The following is a 16743-nucleotide window of genomic DNA, read 5'->3' on the forward strand; positions in this document are numbered from 1 at the left end:
CATTCAACCTTCGAATCAATTTACTGAGTAAGCGGCAAATTTACGTACAATCGGCGTCGCTGCGCACGCGGTAAACCGGACTCTCAATTCGCTTGTCTCAACCGCTTTAAACTTGTCGATTTTTTTGTGACCGATGGCGCTTCCTTTTACAAGCTCCACCCACTCGCCCTTACACTTCGCTTCAAGCACATATTCCCGTACCCGTTCGCCGTGCGCGATATCTTCCATCAAAACAACGTGGTCGACGAATTGCTCGCCCTCCAAATGAAGCGTAACTTCCGTTCCTCCTCCTGTTGTAACAGCAAGCGGAGCATCAAACCGGCGACGGATTTCATCGCCCAATTCGATCACACGCTGAACGTCCACTTCCGGCAGTAAACCGCGGTCATCAGGAGCCACGTTTAACAACAGTGTAGCACCATGCCCGACAGAGCGGTAGTAAAGATCCATTAAGTGTTCCAAGCTGTGCAGGCTGCTCTCGTCGTCCGGATGCCAGAACCAATGCCGTTTGCGAATCGGCACATCGCACTCCGCAGGCACCCATGACGTAGTTCCTTCCATCCAAGTAAGCATGTCACTTGTGAACATACTCTCGCGTGCACTCTCCGCCGTATTCCAGCACGGGTATGGGGCAACGCCGTCTTCGTTTCCAACCCAGCGAATCGTCGGCTGCCCCATATTGAACACCATCGCATCCGGTTGGTACTGTGTGACAAGTCCGATAATTCTCTGCCAGTCGTACTCCCGTCCCTGAGAGCCTGCCCCATCAAACCATACCTCAACAAGCGGACCGTACCGTGTCAACAGCTCCGTCAATTGTTCGGCATAGAAATCGTCGTATGCCGCTTTGTCCGAATAGCACGGCTCATGACGGTCCCAAGGCGACAAGTACAAACCGAACTGCAAGCCTTCCTCCCGGCAAGCATTGGACACTTCACGGACAACGTCCCCTTGTCCATCTTTCCAAGGGCTCGACTTAACCGAATAATCGGTCGTCTTCGTTGGCCATAAGCAGAACCCGTCATGATGCTTGGCCGTCAAAACAAAATATTTAAATCCGGCCAGCTTTGCTGTCCTCACCCACTGGCGCGCATCCAGCTGCGTCGGATTGAACTTTTGTGGTAAGTCTGTACCCTCCCCCCATTCCTGATCGCAAAACGTGTTCATGCCAAAATGGCAAAACATACCCAGCTCCAAGTCCTGCCAGGCCATCTGCTGCAGGGTCGGTATCGCTAAAACGTTAGTATCCATGAATGAGCCACACTCGCTTTCTTTCATTTGTATGTTAATCGCCTTAGATTGAGCAGTCAGAAATCATATAGTTCCGCCACCAGATCAGATCCAGAGGCGGAACATAAGGAAGCTATAATAGTTACTTTTTGGCAATTGCCTTTTGATAGATTTCGATATACTTACCTAACTGCAGACCGTCAAAACCTTTTACATAGCTATCCCAATCTTTCTCAATGTCTTTACTGCCCGTAATGAACTGTGCCATGTTGGACTTAATGTAATCGCGGATTGTCGTTTTCAGTTGAGCTGCCACTTCCGCATCTTCCAGTGCGATGAACACGCTAGACGGGTACATATGCTTCGATTGGAAAGGTTCATACTTCGCCGATTCACGCTTTAGTCGAACTTCATATGCGCCTTCTGCAAACGGATCTTGAAGAGCTGCCCACGAATCGCGATATTGGAACGTGCGGAGAGATGGACCGATCTGCTCCCAACCATCGTTGTGCGTCGTTTTGGTTTCAGCTTTTGGAATAATGGCATATTTCGCCGGCTTGCCGTTCATATCCTGCTCGCCGTCCTTCGCTTTGCGCCATCCTTGGCCTTCCGGACCGCGCTCTTGAAGTACGATCGCTTCTTCCGTGTACAAATAGTCGGCCAAACGGATTGCGGCAATTTGCTGTTCTTTCGTCGCTTTATTCGTAATCGCCATCTGCGAGCTGCCCACTCCCGCAAAATACCCTGCTTGCTGCACACCGTTCGGTCCTTTGAGTGGAGGAACGGTTACGTAGTCTCTATGTCGCGGGTGCTTTTCATCCGGCGAGTGCGCGTAACTGATCAATGCCGTTGTAATGCCTCCCATCACATTTGCATCCTGACGGTTGCCCAACTGTTGAATCGCGTCGGAATTTTGCGTAAATGACGCTGGATCGATCAGTCCTTCCTTATATAACTTGTTCAGGTACAACAATCCCTGTTTCCATTCTGCCTTATTGGCGACCAAATCCACTTTGCCGTCTTTCAACTGGAGGAATGTGCCACTGTCTTTATCCACCTGGTCGTCGATTATGAACGAGTTCATCAAAAAGGAGGAGATGTTGCCTGCCCACATGTCGTCGGAACCCGTAAGCGGAATTTCGTCTTTTTTACCGTTGCCGTTCGGATCTTTTTCCTTAAACGCTTTCAGCACTTCGTAAAACTCATCCGTCGTTGTCGGCATTTTCAGCCCGAGCTTATCAAGCCAAGACTGGTTAATCCAAAGCTTCTGGGCGTAGTTACAGTGATAGCATTCGTTTATTTGCGGAAGCGCATAAATGTTGCCATCTGGCGCCGTGATCGAGCTCTTCAGATATGGCAGATCGGCCATCGCTTTCTTGAAGTTCGGCGCATATTTATCAATCAAGTCGTTCAGCGGAATAAACACACCCTGCTTGCCGAACTTCATCTGCTCGTCTTTGGTCAAGGACCCATGTAAAATCACTTCTGGATAATCGCCGCTTGCCAGCATTAGTTGTTTGCGGTCGTTAAGCGCTTTGTCAGGTACGAGGTCCCATTTAATTTGAATGTTTGTCTTGTCCTGAACGTATTTGGTAAATGTATTGGTCTCCATATTCTCGATGCTGGCGAGCTGAGGTGCAAACATTTTGATCGACATCGGCTTCTTTACGATCGGATACTCTCCTACAGGTGAGAACACATCGCTAGCGACAGGCGCACTACCTGAAGGTGTGTTTGCCGCTGGCGTACCTGATTCTGTGCTGCAAGCGCTCAAAACGAGCGATAAGCTTAATGCTACCCCCATCGTACCCGTGTAAGCTTTATTCCATTTTTTCATATAGACGACTCCTCCCGTTTTATCGAACCCTATCATTTGAACCCAAATGAAGTGATCTAAGCTGCACGACGAACTCACCACCACCTTTCATGTTAATTGGGCTGCTTGGACGCTATAGCGCTACCCTTTCAATGAACCAATCATGACGCCTTTAACAAAATGCTTCTGCACGAACGGATAAATGATCAGTACAGGTGCACTCGCAACAACGATAAGCGAATACTTGAGCAAGTCCTTCAACCCCTGCTGAGCCAACATTTGATCAACTTTGGACACCATGGTCGGATCGATGGTGTTCAGAATCAGAATGTTGCGCAACACGATTTGCAGAGGGAATAAATTCGGCGATTTCAGGAAAATCAATGCATCGAAGTAAGCGTTCCAATGGCCGACAGCATACATCAGCGTTAGCACTGCCAGAATCGGTTTAGAGAGCGGAATCACGATACTGGTAATGAAGCGGATGTCACTGCAGCCGTCAAGTTCAGCCGCTTCAGCGATCTCATCGGGAATTGTTGTCTGGAAAAAGGTGCGGGCGACAATAACCTGAAACACCGCCATCGCCCCTGGTAAAATCATCGCCCAGCGAGTATCGAGCATATGCAGGTTTTTCACGACCAGATAGAACGGGATAAGTCCTCCGTCGAACATCATCGTGATGACTAGGAGTACCATAATAAAATTGCGGCCGTAGAATGTTTTTCTGGCCAGCGGATAAGCAAGCATAACGGTCAATGCAACATTGACGGCCGTACCGGCGACGGCATAAAAGAGCGAATTCGAGTAACCGGATACGATTTGCGGATTGCGGAACACTGCTTTATAGCCTTCCAGCGTAAAATCGACCGGAAACAGCCACACCTTACCGGATACGACAGCTTGCGGCGAGCTAAACGATGAGCTGATGATGAAAATGAGCGGGAACAGGACGATTATCAGCACCACGGTTAATAGCATGTAGATGCCTAGCAGAAACAACCGGTCGCCCCGCGATTCCTGAATCGTTGATGTTTTTAACACATATACTCCTCCTTACTACGGACTGACACTCTGGAATTGTGCGCATCATCGGTTCTTGTCTCGCCGTCTTTTACCACAAGCTCGAATTAGACAGCTTCTTTGCCAAATAATTGATACCCACGAGAAGAATCAGGTTAACGACCGAGTTGAATAAGCCGATTGCTGCCGAAAAGCTGAAGCTGGAGCTAAGCAGACCCACCTTGTACACATAGGTCGAAATGACTTCCGACGTGCTGACGTTGAGTGGATTTTGCATCAAATATATTTTTTCGAAGCCAAGCTTCATAATGTTACCTAAATTCAAAATGAGCAGGATGACAGAAACCGGGATAAGACTAGGGATATCGATATGGATGATCTTCTGAGGTCTTGACGCGCCATCCACTTTAGCCGATTCATACAATTCAGGGTTAACACCTGACAGAGCCGCTATATAAATGATGGCACCGTAACCCGTATACTGCCAAACATCCGACCAGACATAGATCGATTTGAACAAGCTGGGGATCCCCATGAAGTTTGTGTTTTCCACACCGAGCATTTGCAGAAACTTGCTGATGATTCCGACGTTCGGCGACAGTGTTACGATAAGAATAGATACCATGATAACCGTCGAAATAAAGTAAGGCGCGTAAGTGACCATCTGCACGCTCTTTTTGAAAAATCCGTTGCGTATTTCATTCAAAGCCAGCGCCAGTAGAATCGGGGCCGGAAATCCGACAAGCAAACCGTACGTACTGATGCCGAGTGTGTTCTTCATATACAACCAAAAATTCGGCGATTCAAAAAATTGTTCAAAATATTTCAAACCAACCCAGGGACTTCCCCAAATGCCTTTGATGACGTTGTAATCTTTGAAAGCAATGACAACACCAGCCATAGGTATATATTTAAAAATGACCAGATAAAGAAGCGGCAGCAATACAACCAAATATAACTGCCAGTGACGCTTCATTTTTTTCCCAACAATGTTTAAAGATGACTTACTGCCGGGCATTGCCGTTTTATGCTGCTTGCTGTGGTTTGGAGGTATGGACGTCCTTACTACCTTTTGGATGATTGACATTAGCTCCTTCTCCTTTCGTCTGTGCTGATGGCGCTTTCATATCTTAATATTAGAGTGCGATAATAGGACGCTGCAAGAAACAAGAATCGTGGCCCTAACTTTTTTCGCATAGCCTAAAAATACGCGCAGCTCCGGTTAATAGCCGGAGCTGCTGCAGGATAATCATTATTAAACTGATAGGTGAACAAGCTCTGCAAACTCTTTTCTACCGCTTAACCAATTTCACCCAGTCTCCCTACGTGCCGCTTCCTCGCGGAATTCGCTGGGGGAGCAGCCAACCACTTTCTTAAACGCGCGACTGAATGAGATCGCGCTCGTATAACCGACCTGTTCAGCTACCTCCTGCATGGAGACTTGCGATTCCGCAAGGAGACGCTGTGCAACCTGCATGCGGATATCGATCAGGAAGTCGACGAACTTCTGTCCGGTCTCTTCCTTAAACAGCTTACTTACATATTTGGCATTGATGTTGAAGTTTGAGCTGAGATAATCGAGCGACATATTCGGATTGGCGTATTGCTCTTCGATGAATTTCCGCATATCGCGAATCGTAGCTGCATGCAGACGCTGCTCCTGCGCTTCCTGCAAAACAGTACCCAGACTATTCAGCACGACTAAAGTCTCTTCCCGCATTTGATCGAGTGAATGGCAATTATCAATGGTTTCACTGAGCTTTGGTAAACCATCTCGAACCCATATTTCTTGAAACTCTTTCGTCATGCCCGCCATTTCCCGACCCAAATAGTAAATTAAATAATTCATCAGATTCGTAATCTCGTCCTTCGTCAGCAGCCCCTGTTTCATTTCGCCAAACAACTCGTCGTACTTCGCCATCCATTCGTCATCGAGCAGTCTGAACGACTGGACAATGGAGCGAATCGCGTTCAGATGCGAGAACACTTCGGCTTGGCCGTGATTTGCGATGTGCTTGCTTGTAATGAGCCGGTTTTCCCCGAGCACAATTTTGTGTTTCAGCGCCGTAAGCGCCTCTTTATACGAATTTGCAACATCGGAAAGTTGTACAACCTGCTCGCCGATACCGATAGTTACCGTAAACTTAAGGTTATCCTGCGTCCACACACGTACGCTTTCAAAAAGCTCGAGAATCGCAGAATGCTCGCTGGTCTCCTCCTCGCTGTCGACGAACACCATGACGCTAAGCTGAAACGCGGAAGTCCACTCTGCCCACAACTCAAGCTCATGCTTAGGGGCAAGCTCCTGAATGACGCTGCGAAGCGCGAATTTAAGCAGATTCTGGTCTATGCGCGAGTATTGGCGGCAAAATTCATTGTATTTATCCATTTCGATCACAAGCACCACTTGTCCGTCGGAAGGGCGCGGAAGCTGTAGACTGCTCGTTTCTTCCATCCATTCATCCATCGTTAAGCCCGTACCGCCTTCAATGAGCTGATGAAACAAATACTTCGTTCGAAGATGCATGTCTTCTTTGTGCTTTTGCTGATACTGATTCGACTGCTCAATAATGTTTACGAGTGCCGATTCGATGAATGAAAACTCATCCCCGCCCTCCTTGGACACACTACCTGACAGCGGAAGACGGTAACCACGAATACGCGCCACAATCTGCTCAAGCGGTTTGGAATTGCGTCTGGTCACATAAACTAGCCATATGAATCCAAACACAATCATCGCGATCCCGATAATAAACCACACATTATATAGCGAGGAGACGATATGAAACACCCTGCCGTTGACAAGTCCGCTTTGATAAGACCATCCTGTATAGCTCGATACGTAATTGGAGAATACCCTTGCTTGTTCATTAGAGCTCGCATCTTTAAACAAATCGTTGCCTGAAGCATCCTGAACCCCGATAAAGCTTGCTTTCGAATCGTACAGGTCGGCGATATTTTTTTGCAAAGAATCGGTCGCCACATTGACAACGATCATTCCTTTCTCGCTCGTTATGAACGGCGCCCCCCGGACAAGACTGACAACAGGCTTGCTGCCTTTCACCGTAAACTGCTCAAAGTCTCTAACGCCTGACCAGTGTTTGGACAACTGTGGAACCATGGCTCGCTTAATGAACGGCTCATCCTTATAATTGCTGAGCTGATCGCTTGTCGCATTGCTGAGAACGAAATTGTCTTCAAAACGCACCAAATAGATCGAATCGATAATTGGATAGGAAGAGATCATATCTTGCATTTTTTTTACCGCACTTATATTGATGTAAACGTTATCTTTCGCTTCATTATTGAAGAAATCAATCAATTGCTTATTGTTAATCGATTCGGTCATCACCATATTGTCAATTGCTTTCAGGGAGGTATCGATCAGGCGCATCGCCTGTAGTGACAGCATTTTGTTGGCGTTCAGCGCCTCCTTGCGGCTTTGCTCGCTTAGCAGCTGAAAAAAGACGAAAAACGTAAACGTGACAACGATAAAAAAGATTGGTATATACGAAAGCAGCAGCCGATGAAATAACGTTTTTCCCATGTTCAGCCTCCCGTTTAGAATACCTGCTACTGTTTATTTCTTTATTCAGAGGTTATTCCCTTTGAACTTATTAAAACTAAATGAAAATGTCAGACTAAATGGAACTATATAGCCATTAGTTGGACAGCAAAAAGCCCTCAGCAATGGGCTGAGGGTCGAAGCCTAAACTCCCCTTAAGTAGTGGAACATCCCCGACTTTAGTACAGCCTCCATAACCGCCAACGGTCCGTTTTCGTAGAAGTTCAAAGAAGCTACAATAAAGACATAAGAACGAAGCAGATATACAAAATGCTTATATTTGAGAGGAGACTTATACGATGAACAAATTATTCAGATCCACTACAGATAGTAAATTAACCGGCCTTTGCGGAGGAATTGCAGAATGGCTCGGAGTTAATCCAACCATCATTCGTCTAATCGTTGTTTTTGCTGCTCTGTGCAGCTTTGGAACCATCACACTGCTTTACTTCATCGGCTCTATCCTTTTTCCGAAAATGCCTTATAGCCACATATAAAAAAAGCGGATAAGAGTTAAAGCTCTTATCCGCTTTTTAATAGCCCATGACATACGCTGTATTCACCTCATTATGACTCATGATAAATTCCTCCTTGCTTGATCGCCAAGTGGTTACCGAAGCTGGCGGTTGCATACAGCACCAAGTCGGATAAATTGGAATCGGGAGGAAGGCACAAATGCCTTCCTCCCTTAACTTGGTGCTTTTTAGTTATTGCCGGATTGATCATGCGGCACTGTGACGGTTGCAGTTTTTACTGTTTTGTTGCCTGCTTTGTCGGTAGCCGTGTACGTGATGGTGTAGATGCATGATTTCTCCGTACGCAAGCTAAAGGAAGTGGCGGCTGTACCGAGTCCACAAAAAAAGGGAGGATGGCAGATTTACCATCCTCCGATATCCATATTTCTTCCAGAGAGTTACAAGAAGCTGCCCTCTGGAAAAATACTTGGCCTAAGGAGCGACCTCAGTGAATGTCGCATCCGCGTTAAACGTTGATCCTGATCCAGCCTGAGCATACATCAGATAATTGGAGTGGCGCAGAAATTTGGTAGAATCCGTCCACATTTGGTAGGACGATTTTTGGGCATCCGCCAATCCGGCCACGCGACGGAAGGTTGCATCACTTTTGAAAGTTGTCGTGCTATCGTTCTGATCCAGCCATACCTCTCCATTGGAACGGACATGCAGGAAGCGACCAGGGAAGTTGATGGATTCGAAAGAAACCCCGTTCGAATCGGCTAATCCGGAAACCATCTTAAACTGTGCGTCTTGAGCCGGAGAAACATTAGCATCTATCCGTGCACGATAGTTAGAGTGCCGCACGTAACGGTCCGAATTATTATACGATTGCAAGCGAACGTTTACTGATATCGGTTCGAGCTTCCACTGCTGATGACTGCCAAGCGTATATCGCCATTGCTGTATAAGGGCTCCATCTGCTGTGGAGATACCTTCCACGTCAGCTGGCTTGTTACTATGCACTGGGGTGATACGATGATAACCGCTGCCTACAGGGATAAAAGCAAATTTCTGATTGTCTCCGCCATTACTGGTCCACAACTTAAATTTGGCGCCATGATCCAAAGAGGCACTTGCTATATCCAAATATAGTCCGCTCTGCACATTCTTGACGCTATATTGACCTCCGCCAAGATGGGTCACAGTCCACTGCTGATCAGTTCCCCCATTAGATGTCCATTGCTGTATACTTGAACCACTTGCTGTTCCGGCTGCATCCATAGCCTTGCTGTTGTGGCGCACAATGAAACGATAAGTGCCGTCGGGAATATTTCCGCCAGGAAGAGTTGCAGTTCCACCGCTGCCGGACGGCCGGGTATAGAGAAGTGTACCGAGTCCGGGCTGGTCAAATGTCGAAGGCCATTGGGTGTTAGGGCCGCCTTCAGGTCTCATTAGCTGGGCGCGTGCGGCAATATTGGGCACCGACAGCCCCTTACGGTTTGCGTAATGGTTGTAAATCATTTCCCAAACCGGACGTAATTCGTTGCGACCGGCGCCCGATATGACCGTTTGTGTTTGAACAGCGCCGTTTGTGCCAGAGCCCCATTCGTAGGTCGCAAACGGTACGTTATCATCTCCGTTGTTATATTTGGCAACGTATTCGGCGGCGCGAAAGAAGCGGTTATTGGCCCACCCATATAAGTCGTCGCCTTGATTCCAAGCCATTTCATTTATCGAAGCCATTAATCCAATGCCCAGCTGTGTGTGCGGCTGGTCGCGCCCGGACTCCTGCCACTGTGCGAGCCCACCCGGGTGCAGGAATGGAATCGCATTATAGATGGAACCGTTTCCAGCGCCATGTTTAAAGTATTCGATTCCTATGTCGTAGATATCCCGGCGGTCAGTGAAAATGCCAATTGCAACTGTCGCCGCCATATTGGCCAAATCCCAGTTCGCCCAGTAATTTTGGATGTATGCGCCGTTGTGATCCCCGCCGTATTCATTACCAATAAGGAAGCGCTCGTTAAGAGGCTTATAAAATACATCCAACAGCATGGTTTGCATCTGGGTCACGTTAAAACCGGAATAGCCGCGCATAATCTCTGCCGCGTTAGCCATTTGATATCCGAAAAGTCCGGCAGCCAAATAGCGGTCGGCATTGCCGGAGACCGTCGTAAGTGTGGACGACCAAGCGTTCAGAATGTTACGCGCCGTGTCGCCGTTAGCCGTGTTTCCGGTGATCTTCCATAGTAAGGCATTCTGGTAAGCGCGGGCAACATCGACGTACAACAAGGATACATTGTCGCCATCACCGCCGCGAATGATCGTATCCGTAGCATGCGGGGTCCAATTGGATGATGAAAGAGGGCTGCCCAACAGTTGATTATAACCGTCTAGATACGGCTGTGTGCCCGCGTTAACCATCTGATTCATGCGGTCGAAATCTGTCTGTGTATGCAGGATGCCAGGATGTACAAAGGCAGTAGCTGCTTGTCCTTTATTAACATATCCTATCATGCTCACCAGAAGACTTAAAATAATTGAAAACGCTAACATCTTCTTCATCATAAATCATCTCCTTTTTGTTTGAACATTCATTAGCCTTTTTTTCGCAGCAGCTACTTTACCGGCGTTTCTCCAATCGCATCCCCCCCTTGCAAAATATCACCTTTGCTTTGCCCTAATACCGGCCTTTCCGAATCAGGGTGTATGAAAAACTCCCTCTCATACAATTGGAAAGTTTATTTCCATACTGTCTGCACAAGAGGGAGCTGAAAAACAAAAGACTATTATACTAAGCAAATTTGATACGTCATTTTACGGAGGCGGACAAATACTTGGCATCCCGAAGCAAGTAGTCTGCGGCTTGCACAGAGATATGCTTGCTGCTTTGCACCTGCACTTCGTTCACGAAATCGGGCAGATTGTTCGCAGCCAATTTGCTTTGCAAGCTTTTGGCAATTCCCGGGTTATCGATCCATCCCATATTTATAAAGCGAGTGACCAAAGCCTGCAAGGATTGGATGCTTGTCGTAGTCTGGAACATGATCGTCTGGCTGTTCGTATTCCCTGCCAGGTCGCTTGCCGTCACGACCAGTGTGTGCGAGCCGAGAGGCAGCGTATAAAGCGGAATAGTCGCTCCTTGCTGTATGCCATACGTATCCAGCGTGACTGTTGTCTTGCTGCCGTCAACTCCGGACAAGTTATCGCTCAGCTTAATGATCGGAGTCATATCCCCGGAATCGTTGAACGTTCCGTACACCACGCCGGAAACCGTAATCGCAGGTAGAGTCGCATCCAGATTGAAACTAATTATTTTGGCCTCTTCAGCATTACCGGCATTGTCCGTCGAACGGTAGCTCACGGTATATTTGTCATCTTTGTCGAACGCTAACGCCGATGTATAAGCCCGCCATGTATGGCCGCCGTCCAGACTGTACTCGGTTTTGGCTGTGCCCGACAGATTGTCATAAACATTAAGGCTAACTGTTACAGCGTGTACATACCATCCATTAAGCCCATCCGGCTGAGCTGGTGAGACAGCAGCCGTCGTCACCGGCGGCAGCGCCTTCAGCGCGGCAATCACATCCGCGGTAGCCGCATCAATGATCTCTTGAGACGCGGCAGCCGGCACAGCATTCATTTTGTCGAGTGCATTCTGTAGAGCTTGCCATTGATTCGCCGCGTACTGCGTGCCGTTCAGCGCTTTGATTTCCGAATTCAAGACATTGATCAGGGTTCGGTCGATCGGCTTCTCGTAGAACTCGAGCTCGGCGACGTTCGAGCTCCCGCCCGGAGAATAGAAGCGCAGATAACGGAAGGCCGTCGTATTCGTGATCACGCCTGAATTCCATGCCAACGCACCGATGCCGTTAATCGTATAAAGATCGGTCCAGTTCGTTCCATCGCCCGAACCTTGAATGATCGAGCCGTTGATCCGGGGAACAAAATTGCTTCTCGGATAGAACCTGAGACTGCCGATGGATTTGGCATTGCCTTCACCCAAATCGATGAGAATCCAGCTTGGGTTGGCCGTGGTATCGGTATAGGTGCCCGTATTGCCGTCAAACGCCCGCCATCCGTTCACTGCGGCCGACCCTGCGCTGGCGTTAGGCCAGGCTACAGTGGAAGCAACGACCATCGAAGACGTCACATCAACTTTCGGCGCAGTGAGTGTGATTGTTGACACCAGCGCCGCTTCTGCTTGAGCGAGCTGTGCTACAAGCGCCGCTTTATCGGCACCAGGCAAAGCGAGCGCAGCTTGGATCCGCTTGAATTCCTTCTCATACAGGTAGTAGCTGCCCTTGGTGTAGCCGTCGGGCTTCAAAATGCCGAGATTGACCTTAAATTGGGCCGTTTGGCTGACCTTATACAAGCCATTGCTCACTGTAAAGGTGACAAAGTTGTCGCCGTAATTCGCATGAGCCGGAGTCCATGTGAAGACGCCAGTGACAGGGTTGAGTGCCGCGCCCGAAGGCAGCTTGGCTGCGCTGTAAGTCAGCGTCGCACCCGTCGAATCCGTTGCATTCACCTGATACGTAAATGCTTGTTTTGACGCAAGCTCCACAGTTTCGTTGGGTGCGATGACCGGTTGACCTTTTACGGTGAGCTTGACGGTGCGGGAAGTTGTCCCTCCGTCCGCTGCCGCGGTTAAAGTTACGGTATAGACGCCTCCCTGCGTTTTGTCCGGTATCCATACGACGGTACGCTTATCCGCATCGAAAACCGCTCCTTGCGGCAGTCCGCTGACACTGAATATGGTGCCGGCAACGGAGTTCAACTGATGAAGCTTGAAGGCGAGCTGATTGTCCGCGATGACGGCTTTATCCATGACAGGCGCGATCGCCGGAACGCCCGGCAGATAGACCAGACCTTCATAGGCCGTGCGTAAGCTGTCGGCTGCGGTGTCGACTTGAGCCTGGCTTGCGCCGGAGTCGGAGGCGACAGCCTGCGCTCCAGGTATTGCCTGCTGCAAAGCTTGCACGCTGTCAGCCGTATAGATGCCGGCATTGCCTGCTGCAGCAGCTTGATCCAGCAAGAATGTAAGTAAGCTCTTGTCAGCTCCATTTCCTGGTTGGTTATACACGGCCCCAATTTCGGCATCGCTTAAGACGCGATTGTATACGCGGAATTCATCGATCATGCCGTTAAACAGCGGATCGGCAAACTGGCTTTTGCCGATGTAGTTCGTGCCAGGCTGTAAATCGCTCGGTTTGATCGTGAAACCGCTTTTGGTCGCCTTCAGCGCGCCTCCCACATACAGCTTCGCCGTGCCATTCCCCAGCGTCACCGCCACATGCACCCATTGATTGGCAGGCAATTGCGCAGTTTCCACGGATTGTTCGCTGCTGCCGTTCTTGATATCGAACAGCAGCTTATTACTGCCCGATTTCGGCGTAAGGAACATGTATTGATTAGTGTTGTTGCCAAAGTCGAAGATCCGCTGCCACTGGCTGCTTCCATTCCAATACACCCAAGTTGCGAGGGTGATCTCGTTGTAAGCGGACATAGGGTGCGAGGCCGGCAGCATAACGTAGCTATCCGTGCCGTTCAAGCTGATCCCTTGCCCGACCTTTCCTGGTGCGTAAGCTGCGGTTCCAAAGACGGTTCCGTCAGTTGACGAAGAAAACCCGAACGTATTCTTTGCGTTTCCTTCGAGCGAATACAGTGACGTCGTGTACGGTACCAACAAACTGCGGGCATCATAAATTTCGTTAATCAGCTCTTGCTCGGTATAATCAGGATTGCCGACGGCGTTCTTCACATATTCCAATTCTTTCTGGAACAGATAATAGCTTTGTTTCGTATAATTTTCGGCAGGCAGCTTCGCCGCTTCCGCCAGCGCTTCGGCAATAGTGCCCGGAATTTTATCAACCATCTCATGGCGCTCTCCAAAAATTCTGAATTCGGACAATTCAATCATGGTGCTCGACGGCTGAATCATTTGAATTTTCAGGTAGCGGAACTCCTGATTTTTGAGATCATCTTGTACCTCAAGTGTTTGCATATCTTCCGTAACCGTTGTCAGACCAGGCGTTAACCGGGTCCAATTCACTCTATCATTGGATCCAAAAATGGCAGTACCGCCGACCCGTTCGGGGAAACTGGCTCTTACCTGGAGCCCGAAGGCATTGGCCGACACTTTATTGTTAGGCCCAAAATCCATGAAATAACTCAAATTCTGAGCTAAATAATATCCTGCAAAACTGCCTGCATAATTATCCAGAAGGTTGGGTAATTGAGTTCCAAAGGTTGAACTAACGAACATGTTGGAATAATCCATGCTTCCGTCGCTTAACAATGGCGTCAATAATTGAAGACCTTCAACTGCATTGTTCAAGTCCGATAATTTCTGATAGAAAACATCATCGGATGCGCTGGAGATCAGATTCATGACGTCAGCATACGCTCGATTATAATTATCAAGGGTTGACGAAATATAACTAATATTGGCATTATACGGAGCGATTACTGCGCTTACTGCCGATTGCCGATCATTGGTTACGACAACTATAACATCTTTCGCTGTAACCGTGGTTCCGTCCGACGCCCCCACTACGAAGGAATAGGTTCCGGCTTGTGTCGGCTTCCACGAAAATGCGCCGGTGCTTTCATTGAACACTACACCCTCAGGTTTATTATCAATCTGATAAGTAACTACATCGGTAGCACTCGCGTCTGTTGCGGAGAAATCGTAGTTGATCGTTGCCTGAGACCCGGCATAGGTAAATAAGTGTACAGCTTTATTTCCTGACGAAAATACCGGAGGCGTCAGCAATGTTCCTGCTTGATAATTAAGGTGGTCAATGTCAACCTTAGTGCCGGCTCCAATTACTTTGAAATACGCAAGGTCACCAAAACCCTGGAAATCATTCATCTTATAGGTCACATATCTCCACTGCCCCTTCGTATCCGGCAGCGTCAACGTGTCGTTAATACTATAGCTCATTTCCAGTTTGGCTACCCCATTGGTCCGAATCCTGAATCCAATGGTTTTCTCGCCGGTGCCTGCACCTACGAGCGCAATTTTGCTTCCCGCTTCCGTCGCCTTGATCTGAGCGAAGGAAGTATCTCCCTCTTGTTTTGTCGTAGAATTACTGTCAAAAGCCGTGTAACGATCTTCAATCTCTCTCAATGGTTCTGTTATTGTTTTTACAAGATACTTTGTACCCTCAGCCTCAGCTGCTTTAGGTATGAAGAGCCAGAAATCTCCTCCTCCATCTACTCCATCCCAATTGTAAAACACTCGGTCTGCGAACATTTGGGTAAAGTATGGGGCTCTTTCTTCCATATTGATTCCCTTGACATACTTATAGTAATAGAACAGCTCCCACGTATTTTGAGTCAATCTTCCTCTGTATTGCTGTGACAGTTCCTTATAAATGATAGTTGGATTTCCATTGACATCGGTATGTGCCGCCACAGGAATCCATGGTGTATCATAACCGATCATGAACTTGGCAAAATATTCAGCAGCGTCCAGGATTCGATCATTCAGAAATTCATAGGGGCCTACAGCATTCGGCGCTGTGGAAACAGTCCCCACTACCGGATCGACTTTTGTTTCCTGGGCAAGCAATAAACGCGCCAAAATTTCCGCATTGGTGACGTCTCCGGCGCCATGCGCCTGGTCCCGGCCCATTTCGACATGCTGAACTACCGGAGGATTTACCGTCTCACCTGTTAAGTCATTTTTATCCACCAATCTGAATAGTTGCTTGATAGCGCCGTTTTGACCCTGGTCTACAGCGGTCTTGTTAACGGTAAACCACTCAACTCCCTCCTTATACCTGTCTTTGTTACCGGTAAAAATATAACCTGCCATAGCTCCTATCAGCGGATAAAGATGCTGGTTCATAAAGCGGTAATTCGTATGCTGAAAGGTTTCGATTACCGGAGTGATCAGATTAGTCGTGAAATCGGTGGTATCTTTATCCGTCCACTTCAGTTCTTCTGTTTGGGTGCTTGTATACTTTAAGATTTCCGCAGCGGTAACCATACGGTTCAGAGGGATTCCCGTGTGAATGTGCGCATCTGTAAAATACACGTATTTCGCAGGGTCCATCTGCGACCAAATGCGAATAATATGCATGGCATTTGCCCGATAAGTCTCATCACCGGTTACAACATACAAAATAGCCTGGGTATAAGCCTTCAAAGCATCGGCAATAAATCTAGAATCAAAGCTCTGGCTATTAAAAGCGTCACTAGCTGGTTTCGTCGGATCAGTGCCGCTCTGATTGCTGGACGTGACGGTCTTTGAGGCTGCTGAAGATTTGAGCATTTCATTAAAATAGGTATTCCAAGGTTCCTTTTGCGCCCTTACCTGTGCCCTCATATTTTCAAGAATATCCTTGGTAAGTCCGACACCGGGATGTTTGAACCCGCTTGCATCGATGGTCTCATTAATCGTTGGTTGATAATCCGTAATCATCGATGCTGTTGTTTCCGCCGCAGCTACTCCCGCCGCTAAAGGCAGGATCGTTGCCATTAAACAAATGGAAACAAATATAGCTAACTTACGCTTAAGACTATTTCCAAATCTAAGCCGTTTTCGAACCTTCATTATGCATTCCTCCATTTATTTATAAAATCAACGAGAAACTGAAATTCAGTTGCGTTGTGCCGACATTAGCACCTTTCGATGATGAAGGTCC

The 16743-nt window shown here is 48.0% G+C and carries 9 protein-coding genes; 1 reads left to right on the plus strand and 8 read right to left on the minus strand.

Features of this window, described 5'->3' with window-relative positions; genetic code table 11:
- Positions 1-15 precede the first annotated feature (15 nt).
- From QFZ78_RS11640 to QFZ78_RS11660, 5 genes are all read right to left on the minus strand, one after another.
- Positions 16-1251 (minus strand): alpha-L-fucosidase, encoded by a 1236-nt coding sequence (locus QFZ78_RS11640; RefSeq protein WP_307547597.1) that lies wholly within the window; start codon positions 1249-1251, stop codon positions 16-18.
- 121 nt (positions 1252-1372) lie between these two features.
- Positions 1373-3067 (minus strand): ABC transporter substrate-binding protein, encoded by a 1695-nt coding sequence (locus QFZ78_RS11645; protein WP_307547599.1) that lies wholly within the window; start codon positions 3065-3067, stop codon positions 1373-1375.
- 120 nt (positions 3068-3187) lie between these two features.
- On the minus strand, positions 3188-4024 hold the full coding sequence (locus tag QFZ78_RS11650; protein ID WP_373460384.1) for a carbohydrate ABC transporter permease: 837 nt from the start codon (positions 4022-4024) through the stop codon (positions 3188-3190).
- Positions 4025-4157: 133 nt separating this feature from the next.
- Positions 4158-5084, minus strand: coding sequence for an ABC transporter permease (locus tag QFZ78_RS11655; protein WP_307555628.1), 927 nt, complete (start codon positions 5082-5084; stop codon positions 4158-4160).
- A 291-nt stretch (positions 5085-5375) separates the two neighbouring features.
- Positions 5376-7613, minus strand: coding sequence for a helix-turn-helix domain-containing protein (locus tag QFZ78_RS11660; RefSeq protein WP_307547604.1), 2238 nt, complete (start codon positions 7611-7613; stop codon positions 5376-5378).
- 317 nt (positions 7614-7930) lie between these two features.
- Here QFZ78_RS11660 and QFZ78_RS11665 point away from each other — a divergent pair, with 317 nt between their 5' ends.
- The gene (locus QFZ78_RS11665) at positions 7931-8128 is read left to right on the plus strand and encodes a PspC domain-containing protein (protein ID WP_307547605.1); all 198 of its coding nucleotides are present in this window, start codon (positions 7931-7933) and stop codon (positions 8126-8128) included.
- 206 nt (positions 8129-8334) lie between these two features.
- On the opposite strand, the gene QFZ78_RS38515 is transcribed toward QFZ78_RS11665, so the two are convergent.
- The 3 genes from QFZ78_RS38515 to QFZ78_RS11675 all read right to left on the minus strand — a co-directional run bounded on the left by QFZ78_RS38515 (position 8335) and on the right by QFZ78_RS11675 (position 16652).
- Positions 8335-8454, minus strand: a complete 120-nt coding sequence (locus tag QFZ78_RS38515; protein ID WP_373461024.1) for an immunoglobulin-like domain-containing protein — start codon at positions 8452-8454, stop codon at positions 8335-8337.
- 124 nt (positions 8455-8578) lie between these two features.
- Complete coding sequence (locus tag QFZ78_RS11670; RefSeq protein WP_307547608.1) at positions 8579-10654, minus strand: RICIN domain-containing protein; 2076 nt, start codon at positions 10652-10654, stop codon at positions 8579-8581.
- A gap of 244 nt (positions 10655-10898) precedes the next feature.
- Positions 10899-16652, minus strand: a complete 5754-nt coding sequence (locus QFZ78_RS11675; protein ID WP_307547610.1) for a LamG-like jellyroll fold domain-containing protein — start codon at positions 16650-16652, stop codon at positions 10899-10901.
- Positions 16653-16743 lie beyond the last annotated feature (91 nt).

Source organism: Paenibacillus sp. V4I5, from assembly GCF_030817255.1.
Taxonomy (GTDB): Bacteria; Bacillota; Bacilli; order Paenibacillales; family NBRC-103111; genus Paenibacillus_E.

Bases quoted from the DNA above. Each gene is read 5' to 3' on its own strand.
- QFZ78_RS11640 (WP_307547597.1), bottom strand. From the start codon at position 1,251: ATGGATACTAACGTTTTAGCGATACCGACCCTGCAGCAGATGGCCTGG.
- QFZ78_RS11645 (WP_307547599.1), bottom strand. From the start codon at position 3,067: ATGAAAAAATGGAATAAAGCTTACACGGGTACGATGGGGGTAGCATTA.
- QFZ78_RS11650 (WP_373460384.1), bottom strand. From the start codon at position 4,024: ATGCTATTAACCGTGGTGCTGATAATCGTCCTGTTCCCGCTCATTTTC.
- QFZ78_RS11655 (WP_307555628.1), bottom strand. From the start codon at position 5,084: ATGCCCGGCAGTAAGTCATCTTTAAACATTGTTGGGAAAAAAATGAAG.
- QFZ78_RS11660 (WP_307547604.1), bottom strand. From the start codon at position 7,613: ATGGGAAAAACGTTATTTCATCGGCTGCTGCTTTCGTATATACCAATC.
- QFZ78_RS11665 (WP_307547605.1), top strand. From the start codon at position 7,931: ATGAACAAATTATTCAGATCCACTACAGATAGTAAATTAACCGGCCTT.
- QFZ78_RS11670 (WP_307547608.1), bottom strand. From the start codon at position 10,654: ATGATGAAGAAGATGTTAGCGTTTTCAATTATTTTAAGTCTTCTGGTG.
- QFZ78_RS11675 (WP_307547610.1), bottom strand. From the start codon at position 16,652: ATGAAGGTTCGAAAACGGCTTAGATTTGGAAATAGTCTTAAGCGTAAG.